Consider the following 15509-nt stretch of genomic DNA (forward strand, 5'->3'; position numbering starts at 1 on the left):
GACAGCCCTTAGCCGCGTAGCGGCGCAAGCAAAAGCAGGACGCCGAGGACCGCGACGGCCATCGCTCCAGACGATCCGACAGCTGTTCCCACGGACTGTCTAGCTAGCTCAACCGCACCGAAGAGCAGGATACCGAGGACGCCGACACCGACGGCGAACACGCCGTGGTACAGCTCAAGCCGTCGGGTTTCCGGTCGATGGCCCAGTTCCGCCGTCAGCCCCAGTCCGTATGTGCCCACGTCCCAGGTGACGAGGCCGCCGGCGACGCCGCCGAACACCAGCAGCGCGGGGAGGTCCGCTTGTGCTGCACCGATGCTCGCATAGATGAGCCCCGCGGCGGTCAACGCGGCGGGAGCCGCCCGCTCAGGCAGCAAGCCGAGCTTGAGCGCACCGAGGGCGAGGACGAGCACCAGATAGACGGCCAGCGGGAGCAGGACCGCGCCGGCGAATACGGCGCCCGGGTTCGCTGAGACGATACTGAGCCGGAGCAGGACCGGTGCCAGCAACAGCAGGTAGCCGAGCGCGGCGACGACGGCCCCGACCGCCCGGACGGAGGAGTGGTCAAACTCAGTGGTGAACGTTCGGAGGACGAACGCCCCCGTCGCGGCCAGCAGCGCGCCCACTGTAACAGCGGCAATCGGCCCGAGGACGAGCCAGGACGACAGCAGCCCCGCGACAGCGCCAAACGGCGGTGCGGCGAGGACCCGGTCGAGCGGTGTAAAGACCACCACGAACGGGGTGAGGACAGTAAGGACGCCAGCGCCCAGCCCGACAGCGCCGAGCACGCGCTTACAGCGGGCGTACGTCGCTGCCCGCTCTGCTCGTCGGCTCCGTGCTGTCAACTGCAGGACCGGGAGCTGCCACAGGGCCAGGAAGAGACAGATCGCCGAGACGCACACGAGCGCGCTGAGCCCCAGGGCGGCAGCGACCGGGGACGTTGCGCCGACGACTGCTGTCAGGAGCCGCCAGCAGACCCACGCGATGCCGGCAGCCAGCACGAGGACGATGATACCGACCACCGCGAACAGATACGAGAGCGCGCTACTCACGGTCGTCGACGCAACTGTTTCCGTGCCGAGAACGTTCGTCCAGCCGGTCGCGACGCCGACCATCGCCAGGACGACACCGCCCATCAGAGCGGTCTCAACCGGCGAAAGCACGAGGGTGGCGAGGACGCCGGACGCCGCCGGGAGGAAGCAAAGGTGGCCGATAACCGTCGGGCCGAGCGACTCGCGGTCGAGCAGCGTCATGCCGGCGACGGAGACGCCTGCCAGCAGCGCGACCCCGCTGAACAGTTGCGGGTCGCCCCGGAGGACGCCGGTCGCCAGACCGAACGCGGCGACGACGAGCGCGGCGATGGTCAGGCTCGTCGCCCGTGGCCGCCCCTCGTCGCCGACGGCCGACGGCGTGTCGAGTCGCGGGCCGCCGACCATTCAGACCCCACCTCCCGGGTGGACGCTGCCGTCCGGTCGGCGCGCTTCGACGGCGAACGCGTAGTCGAGAACGAGCGGGAGCGGCGTTCCCCGCTGCCAGTCGATTGTTCTGGCCCCGGTCGCCTGACACCGCGCGAGGCGGGTCCGACGGCGGACGTGCTCGTGTTGCCCGCTGACCGTGCTTGCGGCGGTCACGTCCGGGGAGAGGACGGTCCGCGCGGCATCCAGGGCTGCCCACCCTTCCATCGCCGTTACCGGGCCGTCGTCGAGTATGGGTGAGACGAGTACGAACTGCGAGCGTGGCCCGGCCAGTTCCATCACTTTTCGGAACTGTTGCTGTGGGTCCACTTCGGCGGTTCCACCCTTGTCCGTGCCACTTTCGCCCCCATCCTCTCCGTCCGGGTCGCGCTCGGCGGCTTCGGCAGCGTCTTCAAGTCGGTCGATCGCTCGGGACCGCTGGTCGCTCCCGTTGCCGGGCGGTATCCAGGCCAGTCCGCCCGGGCCGTCGCCGTCGATGCCGACCACCGCGAGTCCGACCTCGTGGCCGGCCCCCAAGAGCGAGGTCAGCGCGTGAGTTGTCGCGTACGCGCCGAGTTCGACTGCGGTGGGCCGGCCCGGTCCGGCGGTCACCCGCGACGGGGGGCGAGCGTCGAGGACGAACACGACCGCCGTCGACACCCACTGCTCGTAGTTAACTGTCGACAGTTCCCCCCGCTTGGCGTAGCTGCGCCAGTCGATACGACCCACCGGGTCGCCGCGCCGGTACTCCCGCGTCGAGTGGAAGGTGAACCCGTCGCCGGGGTCGCTGGTGGTGCGCTGCCCGACGCGGTCGTTGCCCTGGTCGGACAGCGGCGGGGCCTCGGCGTCCAACCGGCAGACGAGCCGGTCGTCGCCGTCCGGGGTCTGTACTGCCGTTGCGACCTCAGCCGCACCAGTCCCGCGGGCGCGGAGCCGCGGCGGCTCGAAGTCGTGGTCGCCGCGGCGGGCGATGAGTGTGTATTCCAGCGTGAGCGACTCGCCGGCGGCCAGTGTCTCGCCACTACGGGGTGAGCCCGCGATAACCGAGAGGTCCCGCGGAACGCCGTCGACGACCCGGAGGTCCGACACCGGCCCCTCGGACTCGTTGGTCACCGTCACTCGCACCGAGACGGGGTGGCCCGGCGGGGCCGGCGTCGGCTCGACCGCCCGCGACACCGTCATCTCTGCGGGCACGCTCGCGGTCGAGACAGCCCCGTAGGCCAGATACGAAAGCGGAAGCCCCGCGGCGAGCAGGAGCGCGCCGTTGCCCGCCCAGACGCCGGCCCCGGCGAGCGCCAGCGCGGCCACGACCGCCCCGCGCCACCGCGCCCGTCGCCGCCCCATTCAGTCACGCACCTCCGTTACGTCGCCCCAATCGGCTCTGACGGTTGCCCCGTCGTCCGCCGCGGTGGTGTCTGGACCGTCTTCCCGAGCGGTCTCACTCGGTCCATGTGGCGAGTCGCTTGGCTCCGTTTCGACCGATTCATCGGCTACAGCCCCGTTCTCGGCCGTCGCCGATTCGCCGGCCCTGCTGTCCGGCGCTGTGCCCGTCCCGATTGCTTCACGAGCGGGGAGCGACCCGTCGACGGCCCGCTGGAGAGTCCCGTCGGCCGCCCGCTGAAGGTCGGCGACGCCGGGAGCAACGACGGGGACCGGTCGCGGGGCCTGCTGGCCGACAACTGAAGGGAGCGCGTCGTCCGCGGCGGCGCTGACCGCCGCCATCGCTCGGGCGCTCCGTTGCCGGACGGCCTTTTCGGGGAACAGCCAGGCCCGGAGCCGCGCGCGCAGCGACCGGTCGGGCGGCGTAACGTCTTCGTCGAGGACCGCCGCGGCGACCGGGTCGTCCGTCCAGGCTCCGGCGGCGAGTTGCCGTTCGACCGCGTCGCGGTCGTGCCCGCCCTGTACCAGCGCGTCGATGAGGGTGGCGCGGAGCGGCTCCCGGACCGGCCCCATGCTCTCCGCGACAGTCCCGCCCTTTCGGGCCTGTGCGGCCGCCGCCTCGACGTGCTCGGCCAGGTCGGTTCCGGAGACCGCTTCTTCGGCTGGCGTGGTCTCCAGATGCTCCCCGACGAATTCGTCGTCGGCCCACGGCGACGGGGACATTTCGGGACCGCCCGGCGTCCGCCAGAGCTTCCACAGCGCCACCAGCAGGCCGACGAGGATTGCGAACCCGCCTGCCACGCCCGGCCCGCCGACCGCCGGTTCGGGCGTCCCCGCCAGCGCGACGAGCGCCCCGACAGCCACCAGCAGCAGGCCGACCGCCGCAGCGACGCCCAGTGTGACGCGACTGCGGTTCATCCGTCCGCCTCCGTATCGCTCGCGTTCACGAGCGCGTCGTACGCTTCGCGGGCGCGCTCACGGCGGCTCTCCGTGGACTGGCCGCCGTACTCGACCTCCTCGAACGCGCGTGTCAGCGCCTCCACGGGCTGGCGCGGCAGGCCGCTCTCGATAGCGGCTCGGGAGACTTCTCTGGGCGTTCGCGTGCGCCAGCGTCCGGGGACGACCCAGCGAGCGAACGCCCGCCAGAGGTCCCGGAGTGACGGCCCCGAGCCGGCAGTGGCCGACGCCGACCCGGACGCGGTCTCCGTCTCACTGGAGGGCGACGCGACCGATGTGGACTCGCCGCTGGCGAATCGGTAGTAGCTGTATACCGCGACCGTACCGACTGCGACTGCACCGCCCAATATGACGCCGCCGGCGATGCCCCAGCGGACGTATGCGAGGGCTGTGGCGACTCCCGATAGACCGGCGGCGGTGAGGTGTCTCGGCGTGATCGCATCGCTACCCCGGGCGATAACCCGCGCTCCGGCCGTGCGGATCCACGTCCGGAAGTGACGAGCCAGCGCCGACAGCGACAGTTGGCGTGACCTGCCCCACGCCAGCAGGCGGGCAGGCGGGCCACGGAGCCGGCGCAGCGTCGTTTCGATACCAGTCACAAGGCGAAGGACTACGCGCTGGGTCCAGGTGGTGACGCCGGCAACCGTCGTCCCGGCGGATGCGACCACTGCGGAAACCGCGTCACCGCCTGAGAACGCCGCTTTCCGGTAGTGATACAGGACCGCGACGCCGACCACCCCGAGCGCGACGAGGAGGCCGCCCCGGTCCCACAGGACGGCGACAAAAAACAGCGAATCGAACACGGCCCACGCGATACCGACCGCTCGGCCGACGCCACGGCCGTACAACAGCACGGCTATCGGGACCGTGACGACGGTCAGTACGAACAGTCCGATCCCGAGAGCGATTGTCCCGGCGTACGCGACCCACACCGGTGCGGTGGCAGTTTGTCGGTCCGTCGTCGCTGTGACCGTCTGGTCGGGATTCACCGGGAGCGTGTACGCGACGGTCCCGTTCGCGCCGGTCGTACCCTGGCGCTGCCCGTCGACTGTGACCGCTGCGCTCTCGACCGGCTCGCCGTCTCTGACAGCGTGGATACGGGCCGGGTCACCGGGTACCGGCAGCAGTTCGGGCGATCTGACGCGGACCGTGAGGTCCAGCACGTCGAGCCGTTCGCTCCCGCCGAACTCCCCGCGGGTCACCGCCACGGACGCGCTGTCACGGTCCGGGACCGTCAGCCGGTATCGCCCGTTCTCGTCCGTTCGACCGACGGGGTCGCCGCCGACGCTGACGGTCGCGTTCCGCATCGGCACGCCGTCGACCGTCGCGACCAGCGAAACGGTCGAACCCGGATACGGCTCCCCGGAAGGCGTGACGGAGACGTGCCCGTCGACGCTGTACTGGCCGGTGTTCGTGCCGGTGTCCGGCGGCGTCTGCTGGGGGGCTTGATCGTGGGCTGTCATCGAGTCGGCCGTTCCCAGCATGCGCTGGGAAACCGCCGAGACGGCTGCCGGCGCAGTGCCCGCGGCGTCGGGGACCGACGACCGGTCGCCGTCCACGGCGAGACTGGTGGCCGGTCCGTCTTCGCCGGCCGCGGTGAACTCACAGGACGCCGCTGTAGGTGTCTCGACGGTGACGTTCAGCGCCCGCTGGTACGGCACCCGTCCGGACACGAGCCCGCTCTCGTTCGTCCGGCCGACGTACTGGTCGTTGAACCAGACCCGGGCCGAGGAGACGGGGTCGAAGTCCCGTGACACTCGCACTGCCAGCGTGTCACCGGGCGTCGGGTCCGAATCGATGCGCACGACGCAGCCATCCGTCGCTGCCGACACGTCGCCGGACCCGCCGCTGTCAGGTCCCGTGTTCGAGGCGGGCGGCGGAGCCAGAAACGACGCGACGAGGAGTCCGGCGAGGCCAAGACTGACCAGTGCCAGCTGTCGCCAGTCGACGCCACCCCGCCGTCCGTCGGATGCTGTTCCCACTGTAGCCGCTCCTATGACACGAGTGCCCACCGCGGCACTCGCTATCCTTTTCAGGAAAATTTGTGTGAAACGTAATGAATCCTCGGCATGTATGGCTCGTGGGCGACCACAGCAGCGACGCCAACGCGGGTCCGGGCCAGCGGCACCGCCCGCATCGAATTGGGGCCGGAACGGTACAGTGGGCTGGTTCGGTCAACAGCTGTGGCAACCGGGACCGATGGGTTCATTCTGACCCAGACCGAACGGGAAACTGACAATGCGCGTTCGTGACTGGCAGGACATTCTCGAAGACGTGATGGAGAGCAATGCCAATCCGGGGGACTGGCGTGCCGTCGGGGGCGACCGCGCGAACGGAATCGGCGAGGACATCTACTTCGGTCACCCCGACGCCGGCGTCTACCAGCTCAAGACCTACGCGAAGAACCCTTTCGAGGTACAGGGCGTCGGGTCACAGGTGGCCCGTCGAATCGACGACGACATCGACCCGCTGTTCCCGACCGACGGGTCGGGCATCTTCGGCGTCCAGCAGGGGCCCGAAGACGAGGACGACGCCGAGGAGAAGGCCAAGAACCTCGAAACGGTGCTGGAAACCCATGCGGACGCACCCACCTCACCGCAAGCACTGCTTGAGGACATGATGGACGCCATGGACTCGCCCGCCTACGGCCCGATGGAGTTCGACCACCACGACCGGCCCGACCAGATGAGCGACCTCACTGAGACGTTCGAGGAAGCAGAGGAGCTACTCGACGCGGAGTTCGAAGATGTCATCGAGGAAGACGTAGAACGGGGCTTCTACTGATGGCCCAACGGACACAGGCCGGCGCTGGGGGTCGCTGATGGTCGGCCCCTCGGTGACGGACGCCGACCGACAGCGGTTTCTCAGATACATGCAAGTCGGGTTCGCACTCCTCGTCGGCGTCTCGATGGGGCTCGTGACGCTGTATGGCGGTGCCGACTTGCTGCTGGTACTCGGTATCTTCGTCGGTGGGACCGCCATCGGCGGCCTCCTCGCGTGGTACGTCATCCCGGAAAGCGTCGCCGAAACGCCCTACGAGTCGTTCGACAGGGGGCCGAAACCCGGCGCACGAACGAAACAGCGCCGGCAGGAAGGCGACGACTCCGAACGACCTGGGGCCGAAGACGACAGCAGACTCTCGCGGAACCGCGACTAGAGGAAGTCGTCCTGCATCGCGGGGTCCTGCTGTTCCGAGGCCGTCTGGTCGAAGATCTCTTCGTCGAGCGTCTCGGTCTCTTCGGTCGTCGTGTTGTAGGCCGAAATCCCTCGCTTCAGGAGGTCTTCAACGGCCTGGTCACGGTTGAGGAACTCGCCCTGTTCGACGAGTCGCTGAATGTCCGAGTCAACCTGGTCCGGGAGTGATACCTTGATCTTGCTCACACTTGCGGCCTATACTGTTCGGACATAAAAACCCACCCCCGATTTTGCGACGGTGGAAACTATCCGCGCGCGAGTGCGCGGAACCGCCACACACTTGCCGACGGCCGACACGAACCACAGTGTGAACGCGAACGACCGAGCGATCACCGCGCTGGTCATGCTCGCACACGGGCTGGTCCACACCTACGAGATGGCGGTCCCGATCTTCGTCGTCATCTGGCTCACCGAGTTCGACCTCATCAACCTCGGCGTCGCCCAGTTCGACGTGACGACGGCGACCGTCGGTGTCATCGTGACGCTGGGCTATGGCCTGTTCGGGGCGGGCGCACTCCCTGGGGGTATCGTCGTCGACCGCATCGGCTCTCGCCGGCTCATCACGGGCTGTCTGCTCGGGATGGGTGGCTCGTATATCTTGCTCGGATTGGCTCCGAACATGGTCGTCATCGCGCTTGCGCTGGTCCTCTGGGGCCTCTCGGCCAGCGTCTACCACCCGGCCGGCCTCTCGCTCATCAGCAAGGGGGTCAAACAGCGCGGGACCGGGCTGGCCTACCACGGTGTCGCCGGCAACCTCGGTATCGGCCTCGGCCCGCTCGTCGCTGCGATTCTCCTGCTCGTCGCGGAGTGGCGGACGGTCGCACTCATTCTCGGGGTCCCTGCGTTGCTCGCCGCCGTCTACGCCTCACAAGCGAGCTTCGACGAGACGGCGGCGGTCGCGGCCGCGACAGACGGCGGTTCGAAGGCCAGCAGCGGCATCGACTCGCTCGGGGAGTTCCTCACGGAGAGCAAGCACCTGCTTACTGGCAGTTTCCTGCTGGTGTTCGTTGTCGTCATGTGTTCGGGGCTGTACTACCGCGGCGTCCTCACGTTCCTTCCGGAACTCCTGCGTGACCTGCCGGGCTTCGAGCCGATCCCGATAGAGACGCTACTGCCCTCCAGTGTCCTGTCTGCACTCGGCATCGAAGCCGGGGCGGGACAGACACTCAAGCCACAGGACTACTTCTACGCCGGCCTGTTGCTCATCGGCGTGTTCGGCCAGTACGCTGGCGGCAAACTGAGCGACCGGATTCCCGTCGAGTACGGCATCGCCGGCTCGTTCCTGGGGCTGGCAATTCTGGCGGTGCTGTTCGTCCCGGTGTCGGGAATGGGACTCGGGCCGCTGGCGGTGCTTGGCGCGCTGCTGGGGGTTGCCCTGTTCGTCGTCCAGCCGCTGTATCAGGCTTCAGTCGCGGAGTATACGCCCGCCGGGACGCGCGGGCTCTCCTACGGCTTTACGTATCTGGGCGTGTTCGGCGTCGGCGCGCTCGGCGGCGGGTTGGCCGGGTCGATCCTGGCCTTTGCGAACGCGACGGCGCTGTTCGCCACCCTCGCCGGCATCGCGCTCGTTGCTGTCCTCGCGGGGATCGTTCTCGCGCGTCGCGTGTAGCTACCCCGACAACAGCTAGGTAGTTCTCAATCGTTGTACTGGGGTAGTAACGTATATCATCTCCTTCAGTTGATACTGGGTATGCAAACGGGACTGGCGGCGTTAGATCCTCATAAAGTTGTATTGCCCATTATTGCGCTGATCGGACTCGTCCCGGTACTACTGCGCTACCGGCGAAGTTCGCGGTTGTTCGTGGTCGGCTACATGCTGTTGATCGTGGCGACAGTCGTGACCAACGTCGAGAACCTGTTTCTCGGCACGGTGCTCAACTACGCCGAGCATTACCTCGGCCTGATGGGTTCGGGTCTGGCATTCCTGTTCGCGGCGTATGTCCGCCGCCAGCAGGTCCTCTCGGACGATGTCGATGCGGACGGCCCTGATATCGCTGCAGACGGCGGGAGGGCGGAATCGTGAGCGCACCAATCATCCTGGCGGACTTCGTCGCGGTCGCCGCCTACGGTGCGACGGTCGCACTCGGCGTCAAAACGTACCGCGAGACTGATCTTGACTCGGGATTCTGGGCGAGTTTCTCCTTCGCCGCGGCACTCGGATTCCTCTGGACTGGCGTCGTCTTCATTGAATGGATTGGCGTCGCCGGAGCGATCATGGACGCGCTCGGCACGTCGCTGCTGGCCGTCCTCGTCGGCGTCGTCGCGGTTTCCTCGACAGGGACCATCGCAACCGTCGAGGACCTCAAAACGGCCACCCGGGAAGCTTCAAGACGCCGCGCGGAGGCAGAAGAGCAGCGCCAGGCCGCAGAACAACAACGAAAGGAAGCGGAAACGGCCAAGGAGCAGGCAGAGGTGGCAAAGCGGGAATCCGAGGACCTGAACGCACACCTCCGGACGAAGGCCGAGTCGTTCGGGGCAACGATGCACGCGGCCGCTGCCGGGGACTTCACCCAGCGGATGGACCCCAAGAGCCGGACGGAGGCGATGACCGAGATCGCAACCGCGTTCAACGACATGATGGAGACGCTTTCGGAGACGCTCACGACCGTCACCCGCTTCGCCGGGCAGGTCGACGGTTCGACGGACGAACTCAGTGCCAGCGCTGAGGAGGTCCGGAACGCGAGTCGAGAGGTCAGCGATAACGTCGAGGAAATCGCCTCGAACACCGATCAACAACACGACAATGTCCGGACGGTCACCGACGAGATGACGGACCTGTCAGCGACAGTCGAGGAGATCGCGTCCTCGACCGACGAGGTGGCACAGATGTCCGAACAGGCGTCCGAGCTCGGCTCCGTCGGCAGCGAGCACGTAACCGACGCGAAATCCGAGATGGAAGCCATCGAAAACCAGGCCGAGTCGACAATCGGCAACGTCGAGTCCCTCGACACCGAGATGGACCAGATCGGGGAAATCGTCAGTGTCATCGAGGATATCGCCGAGCAGACGAATATGCTCGCGCTCAACGCCTCCATCGAGGCCGCCCGGGCCGGCGAAGCGGGCGAAGGCTTCGCTGTCGTCGCCGACGAAATCAAGGGCCTCGCACAGGAAACCGGCGAGGCGACCCAGCGCATCGCCGGGCGCATCGAGACGATTCAAGAGTCGACGACAGAGACCGTCGACGGCATTCACGAGATGGACGACCGCGTCGATAACGGCCTTGAGACGGTCGACGAGACGATCAGCGTCCTCGAAGAGATTCTTGAACGCGTCGAGGAGGTCAACGCTGGCATCCAGTCCGTCGACGATGCGACCGACGAACAGGCGGCGTCGGCAGAGGAAGTGGTGGCGATGGTCGAGGAGTTCGACTCGATGACCGAGCGGACGAGCACCGGCGCACAGACCGCCGCTGCGGCGGCCGAGGAACAGACGGCGGCCATCGAGGGCGTCACCGACGACGTGGTCCACCTCTCGGACCAGGCTGACGACCTCTCGGAACTCCTCGATGACTTCAAGTTCGCCGCGTCGGGCGGGAACGACCTCTCGACGGCGGGAACTGGCGATAGAGCGGCGGTGACCGACGGGAGCGGGCGACCCGAGCGGGACTGAGGCGGACTGCGACGGCTCTTTTCGGTGTGCCTGCCGTACCGTCGGGCTACCGAGTGCGCCCAATCAGGCTCCGCCTCATCGGATGGTATTTGTGTCTGTACGGTGTACCGGCGGGCCAGATGGACGCCGCAGTCATCGTCCCGGCCTACAACGAAGCGGAGTCGCTGGCCCGCTGTCTGGCTCCCTTCGAGTCACAGCCGGTGGAACTGGTCGTCGTGGTCGGTGGCGACGACGGCACTGAACAGGTGGCCCGTGAGACGCCCTTCGTCGACACTGTCGTCCGGTCCGACGAGGGCGGGGCCGGGGCCGCGAGGAACCGCGGAGCCGCGGCCGCGACAGCACCAATTTTACTGTTTACCGACGCCGATACGGTCGTCCCCGACGACTGGGTTCGACTACATCTCAGACACTACGCCGACGACGATGTCGTGGGCGTCGGCGGTCCAGCACGCCCGCTCGAAGACAGTCTCAAACACCGCGTGCTGTTCAAACTGCTGTCGGACTACTGGTATCGGGTGTCCTGGCCGCTTGGCTTCGTCCAGCAACCGGGCTTCAACTGTAGCTTCCGTGCTGGGGCCTTCGAGGCCGCGGGCGGCTTCGACGAGGACATCCCGTTCATGGAGGACACGGAACTCTCGCTGCGGATGAAAGACTACGGTCGGATCGTCTACGACGCCGACTCCTGCGTGTCCACATCTGCACGCAGAGAGGCCGACGAGGGGTATCTCTCGCTGTTTGCGAAGTACGTCCGCGGGTACGCGAACCACTACATCCTCCGCCGGGAGTTCGATGCCGAGTATTTCTGAGAAGGGCAGCCTTTTCAACGCACACCCCGGAGCAGTGACACGATGAGTGGCTGGCGGACCCTCCCAGAGAACGCCGTCGAACAGGTTCGGTCCGACGTTCGAGACGATCCGTATCTCCGATATATTCTGCTCCTGTCGGCCGTCATGGTTGGGTTCTGGTTCTGGCACCGCATCCCGAACTTCGCCACCCGCGACGAGTACAGCCGTCTGCTAGACGCGATGACCGTCTACGGCTCGGTCCTCGAAGAGCCGAGCTTCGAGGGGCTCAAGGCCGGCGTCGAGTGGGGCCGTGCTCCCTTCGGCGCGACGCTGTATCTCTACATGCTCGCCATCTTCCCCGTCGTGCTCGTCGCCGCAATCACCGGCGACCTCGGCGCGTTCACGACCATCGCCTTCCCCGGCTGGGCGTTCGGCCATTACGAGGTCTGGGCCGCCACGCCGGAGTGGATCTGGACCTGGAGCCTGGTCTTCATCCGGCTGACGAACGTCGTCGCCGCACTCATTGCGGTGTATCTCACCTACCGACTCGGCGTCGCAATCGAGAGCCGCAACGCCGGCCGGCTCTCGGCGGTCGTGCTGTCGCTGACGTTCGGCTTCCTCACTATCTCGAAGGAGGCCGGCGAGGACATGCCGGCGCTCGCGCTCGTCCTGCTCGCGCTGTACCTGCTGGTCCGCTACGTACAGACGGACGACGGGACGCTGTTTCTGGCGGCGAGCGCCGTCGGCGGCGTCGCCATCGCGTTCAAGCTGACGGCCGCGCCGGTCATCCTCCTCATCGGCGTCGCCTACCTGCTGCGCGCCCATGCCGCCGACGCGCCGCTGTCGGAGACGCTGTATCGTCCCAAACTCTTGCTGAGTGGCGCGTTGCTCGGTTTTGCGATGATCGTACTCGGGTTCCCGACGGCGCTCGTGGCGGGAGCCGAACCATTCATCGAGCGCGTGTTCGGCGGCTCGACTTCGCGGATGAGCCACCCGACGGGTCCCGACGCGCCGATGTGGTGGTGGTTCCTCCGGGGCTACTTCAGCGCGCTCGGCTTACCGCTGTTTGCCGCGGCCGCCGCCAGCGTCGTGGCAACCGTCGCCACGCTGCGTGACCGTGGCACCGCCTTCCACGGCACCGTCCTTGTCCTGACGGGCCTGACGGCATACATCGCCATGTTCTCCCAGTGGCACGACTTCCGCGTCCATCATCTCCTGCCGACGTTCCCGCTCATCGCTCTGCTCGTCGGCGGTCGGCTGGTGGACCTCCGCGAGCGCTCGACCAGTCTCGCTCGGCCGGTGATGGCCGTCCTGCTGGTGACGACAGCCGTCTACGCCGGTATCGGGACGGCCCAGTTCGCGTCAATGCCCCGCGACGAGGCGACGGCCTGGCTCGAAGACAACAGCGATGAGGGCGACGTGGTGGAGACCTACCGCGTCCACATTCAGGACACCGCCATCCCGCACTCGATGCCCGCCCGGTACTCCTTTGATGACGACGACCAAGAGGCGATGCACTGTCCGCGGTACATCCAGATCGGGTATCGGGACCTGCTGTATCTCAAGGAGGACACCTACTACCGGAACGGCGACGCCCAGGCCACCTACCTCCGGAGCCTTCTGAACGAGGAGACCAACTACGAAATCGTCGCCGAGTTCGGGGAGCGGCCGCCGAACTTCGTCCCCCAGCGACCGACGCCGGGCTCGTTCACCGACCTGCTCCGGCTCGGCGTTGTCCCGCACACGGACCAGTTCGCCGACGAGCAGGAGCTCGCGGCCAACCAGTACACCCTCATTCTGGAGCGCAACGGTGAATGCGACCCGGAGCGAGACCCGCCGTTCTGAGTTCTCACTGCGGTCTGGATGTTCCGCGAATTACTCCGCCGTCAACGACGAGAGGTCGAGCCGCACCGAGGGGTACCAGCCCGCTAGCGACGGCAGGTAGATGCTGAGGAACCGGTCGACGAAGACGATGGGAACGATGACCGCCGCCGGGATACCCAGCGCGACGAACACCGCCGTCGCCGTCGCCTCGGTGATGCCGATACCGCCCGGTGTCAGGGGCAGGAGCGTCACGCTGTAGGCTACGAGCAGGTACAGCGGCAGCGCGACAAGCGGCTCGAACGTCGCGCCGAAACTCCCCAGTAACAGGCCAACGCGCACGCCGGGCGCGATGACGAGGTCGACGGTCCAGCCGACCGCGTAGCGGAGCCACACCCCCGGCTCGCCGACGAGCGTCCGGAACGTCGTGGTCGAACTATCGGTGAATTCGAGCAGGCCGTCGAGACGCGCCGCCACCCGCTCGCCGATACGCGGAATCCCGGCAGCGACCCCGGACAGCCAGCCGATGAGCCGGTCGAGATAGGAGAGATTGAGCCCCCCGAGTAGGATGGCGAGGCCGGCCACGAAGTACAGGCTCGTCGCAAGCGCCAACAGCGCGAGAAACTCGACCCGGAGGAGCGGGATTGCGAGAACGAGCCCGGCGGTGGCCCCGATGCCGTAATAAAGGGCGAAGATGCCGGTGTGCAGCGCCGACGCCGCCGCTGCGTCGCTGTAGGCCATCCCGGTCTGGCTCCGGAGGACAAAGGGCGCGGCTAGCCGCCCGGAGAGCCGGGAGGGGAGCAACTGGTTGACGAAGTTCACGATGAGCGTCGTCCCGGCGGCCGTCCGGAACCGGACGGGAGCCAACGGGGAGATTACCGAGTGCCACGAGTAGGCCCGGCCACAGATGCCCAGGACGCTGACAGCCACGACCGCGAGTACCGTCTCGATGCTGACACCGGCGAGCAGATCGACTGCACTGGCGATGTCGAACTGCGTGAGCAACCACGCCAGCGCCGCGACGGCGATCCCGTACTGGGCGACCGTGATCCCCAGATCACGAGCCCGACTGGTCACACCGTCTCGCCCCTGTGTAGCTGTGTCGCGGCCGTTTCGCCGTCCGCCAGTACAGCCCGCGCGGTCGTGAACTCGAAGTCCTGCTTGAGAATCCGTTCGACCGCACGGCGCATCCAGTCGCCGGTCCTGACGTACACCCGTGTCGGCACGCCCTCGACAGCTGGCAGGTCGACCAGTTCCCACGGATGGACGTACAGCATCGGCGTGATACCCCGACGGGCCAGCAGCTTCATGCCCAGTATCGTGTACCGCGGGCCGAAAAACCGGAGCCAGGTCCCGGTCAGGGGCAACTGCAGGCCGGGCATGACGCTGGCCGGAAACTCGGTGATGTCGTCCGGTGCATCTGCCTGAATCCCCGTCGCCGGAACGGGTTCGTGAATGTCGTATTCGCCGCCGTACCACCCCGGAATCGACCGGCTGGAAACGACGCTAGAGTCGTACGTGTAGCCGGTGTCGGCAAGCAGCTCGAAGTGGTCGTCAGTGATGTCGAACGCGGGCGCACGGAAGCCGGAGACGCGTTCGCCGGTGACCCGCTCCAGCACCGCCTTCGACTGGCTCAGTTCCGCTCGTCGCCCGTCGCTGTCGAGGTCCGAGAGCAGCTGGTGGGTATGCGTATGGGAGGCGATTTCGAGGCCGTCGTCAGCCAGGGCTTGTACGGCCTCGGGGTGGGATTCGGCGACTTCCGATACCACGAACGCGGTCGAAGTCGCGTCATACTCCGCGAGAATCTCCCGGAAGAACCGGCCGCCGTCGAGGCCGACGCCGTCACGGTCGGTCGTCCCCGCGGCGCTCCGGTAGGCCGGCGTCTGGGTGAACAACTCGAAATCAATCGACAGCACCGCGCGGTTACTCATCTTTCGTGTCCTCGGTTTGTAACTGGTGTTCCTCCAGTTCGCTCCGGAGGAGGCTCAGCTCCTCGTTCAGCCGCGACAGCCGGTCGTACATGTGACCGATGCGGTTGAGCAGGTACGTCACCGCCACGAACAGCGTCAGGTTCGAGATAACGAGGATGGCCCGAGCTTTCAGTTCCAGTCCCAGCACCCTCGCCACGAGTTCGAACACGTTGGGCACGATAGCGACGACAATGAGCCCCGCGCCCAGCAACAGCGACATCACGAACAGCTCTAGCGATTCGCGTTCGCTTCTGACGATGACGTAGCCGTTCGTGAGGAAGGCGAGTCCGACGACTAGTGACAGGAGATTCACCAGTGAGTAGTCGAATCCAAAGACCATG

15 protein-coding genes are annotated in these 15509 nt (G+C 67.1%); 7 read left to right on the top strand and 8 right to left on the bottom strand.

The features are described 5' to 3' along the window. Positions 1–8 precede the first annotated feature (8 nt). From Harman_RS00595 to Harman_RS00610, 4 genes are read right to left on the bottom strand one after another with little or no spacing between them, the layout of a single operon-like run. Positions 9–1433 (bottom strand): DUF7519 family protein, encoded by a 1425-nt coding sequence (locus tag Harman_RS00595; RefSeq protein WP_137681889.1) that lies wholly within the window; start codon positions 1431–1433, stop codon positions 9–11. Beyond that, entirely contained in the window at positions 1434–2795 is a 1362-nt protein-coding gene (locus tag Harman_RS00600) for a DUF58 domain-containing protein (RefSeq protein ID WP_137681890.1), read from the bottom strand. It abuts the gene before it with no gap. Beyond that, complete coding sequence (locus tag Harman_RS00605; protein ID WP_137681891.1) at positions 2796–3749, bottom strand: DUF7269 family protein; 954 nt, start codon at positions 3747–3749, stop codon at positions 2796–2798. Continuing rightward, positions 3746–5770: a DUF4129 domain-containing protein gene (locus Harman_RS00610; protein ID WP_137681892.1), complete on the bottom strand. Its 2025-nt coding sequence runs from the start codon at positions 5768–5770 to the stop codon at positions 3746–3748. Before Harman_RS00610 ends, Harman_RS00605 begins: the two co-directional genes overlap by 4 nt. A 256-nt stretch (positions 5771–6026) precedes the next feature. Here Harman_RS00610 and Harman_RS00615 point away from each other — a divergent pair, with 256 nt between their 5' ends. Together Harman_RS00615 and Harman_RS00620 are read left to right on the top strand one after the other, a co-directional pair. Beyond that, a complete protein-coding gene (locus tag Harman_RS00615) occupies positions 6027–6572 on the top strand; it encodes a hypothetical protein (RefSeq protein WP_137681893.1) in 546 nt (181 codons plus the stop codon). 37 nt (positions 6573–6609) lie between these two features. Further along, positions 6610–6945: a hypothetical protein gene (locus tag Harman_RS00620; protein WP_137681894.1), complete on the top strand. Its 336-nt coding sequence runs from the start codon at positions 6610–6612 to the stop codon at positions 6943–6945. Here Harman_RS00620 and Harman_RS00625 read toward each other — a convergent pair. Further along, complete coding sequence (locus Harman_RS00625; protein WP_004518043.1) at positions 6942–7169, bottom strand: ribbon-helix-helix domain-containing protein; 228 nt, start codon at positions 7167–7169, stop codon at positions 6942–6944. The two genes, Harman_RS00620 and Harman_RS00625, sit on opposite strands and share 4 nt — an antisense overlap. 73 nt (positions 7170–7242) lie before the next feature. On the opposite strand from Harman_RS00625, the gene Harman_RS00630 reads away from it, so the two are divergent. The 5 genes from Harman_RS00630 to Harman_RS00650 all read left to right on the top strand — a co-directional run bounded on the left by Harman_RS00630 (position 7243) and on the right by Harman_RS00650 (position 13222). Then, positions 7243–8592, top strand: coding sequence for an MFS transporter (locus Harman_RS00630; protein WP_137681895.1), 1350 nt, complete (start codon positions 7243–7245; stop codon positions 8590–8592). Between the two features lie 81 nt (positions 8593–8673). Then, positions 8674–9006, top strand: a complete 333-nt coding sequence (locus Harman_RS00635; RefSeq protein WP_137681896.1) for a hypothetical protein — start codon at positions 8674–8676, stop codon at positions 9004–9006. Further along, on the top strand, positions 9003–10592 hold the full coding sequence (locus Harman_RS00640; RefSeq protein ID WP_137681897.1) for a methyl-accepting chemotaxis protein: 1590 nt from the start codon (positions 9003–9005) through the stop codon (positions 10590–10592). Before Harman_RS00635 ends, Harman_RS00640 begins: the two co-directional genes overlap by 4 nt. Positions 10593–10711: 119 nt before the next feature. Then, positions 10712–11398 (top strand): glycosyltransferase, encoded by a 687-nt coding sequence (locus Harman_RS00645; protein WP_137681898.1) that lies wholly within the window; start codon positions 10712–10714, stop codon positions 11396–11398. Positions 11399–11440: 42 nt separating this feature from the next. Beyond that, positions 11441–13222, top strand: coding sequence for an ArnT family glycosyltransferase (locus tag Harman_RS00650; protein WP_137681899.1), 1782 nt, complete (start codon positions 11441–11443; stop codon positions 13220–13222). 30 nt (positions 13223–13252) lie between these two features. Here Harman_RS00650 and Harman_RS00655 read toward each other — a convergent pair whose 3' ends face one another. Genes Harman_RS00655 through Harman_RS00665 form a run of 3 tightly spaced genes read right to left on the bottom strand, consistent with a single transcriptional unit; the run spans position 13253 to position 15508 of the window. Next, positions 13253–14275 carry a lysylphosphatidylglycerol synthase transmembrane domain-containing protein gene (locus tag Harman_RS00655; protein ID WP_137681900.1) on the bottom strand — a complete coding sequence of 341 codons (1023 nt, stop codon included), beginning with the start codon at positions 14273–14275 and terminating at the stop codon, positions 13253–13255. After that, positions 14272–15129, bottom strand: a complete 858-nt coding sequence (locus Harman_RS00660) for a polysaccharide deacetylase family protein (protein WP_137681901.1) — start codon at positions 15127–15129, stop codon at positions 14272–14274. Before Harman_RS00660 ends, Harman_RS00655 begins: the two co-directional genes overlap by 4 nt. Next, complete coding sequence (locus tag Harman_RS00665) at positions 15122–15508, bottom strand: DUF2304 domain-containing protein (protein WP_137681902.1); 387 nt, start codon at positions 15506–15508, stop codon at positions 15122–15124. Before Harman_RS00665 ends, Harman_RS00660 begins: the two co-directional genes overlap by 8 nt. Position 15509: the final 1 nt, after the last annotated feature.

The organism is Haloarcula mannanilytica, assembly GCF_005406125.1.
Lineage (GTDB): Archaea > Halobacteriota > Halobacteria > Halobacteriales > Haloarculaceae > Haloarcula > Haloarcula mannanilytica.

Excerpts from the sequence above, each read along its gene's own strand:
- Harman_RS00595 (WP_137681889.1), bottom strand. The coding sequence starts at position 1,433 with ATGGTCGGCGGCCCGCGACTCGACACGCCGTCGGCCGTCGGCGACGAG.
- Harman_RS00600 (WP_137681890.1), bottom strand. The coding sequence starts at position 2,795 with ATGGGGCGGCGACGGGCGCGGTGGCGCGGGGCGGTCGTGGCCGCGCTG.
- Harman_RS00605 (WP_137681891.1), bottom strand. The coding sequence starts at position 3,749 with ATGAACCGCAGTCGCGTCACACTGGGCGTCGCTGCGGCGGTCGGCCTG.
- Harman_RS00615 (WP_137681893.1), top strand. The coding sequence starts at position 6,027 with ATGCGCGTTCGTGACTGGCAGGACATTCTCGAAGACGTGATGGAGAGC.
- Harman_RS00620 (WP_137681894.1), top strand. The coding sequence starts at position 6,610 with ATGGTCGGCCCCTCGGTGACGGACGCCGACCGACAGCGGTTTCTCAGA.
- Harman_RS00635 (WP_137681896.1), top strand. The coding sequence starts at position 8,674 with ATGCAAACGGGACTGGCGGCGTTAGATCCTCATAAAGTTGTATTGCCC.
- Harman_RS00645 (WP_137681898.1), top strand. The coding sequence starts at position 10,712 with ATGGACGCCGCAGTCATCGTCCCGGCCTACAACGAAGCGGAGTCGCTG.
- Harman_RS00650 (WP_137681899.1), top strand. The coding sequence starts at position 11,441 with ATGAGTGGCTGGCGGACCCTCCCAGAGAACGCCGTCGAACAGGTTCGG.
- Harman_RS00660 (WP_137681901.1), bottom strand. The coding sequence starts at position 15,129 with ATGAGTAACCGCGCGGTGCTGTCGATTGATTTCGAGTTGTTCACCCAG.
- Harman_RS00665 (WP_137681902.1), bottom strand. The coding sequence starts at position 15,508 with ATGGTCTTTGGATTCGACTACTCACTGGTGAATCTCCTGTCACTAGTC.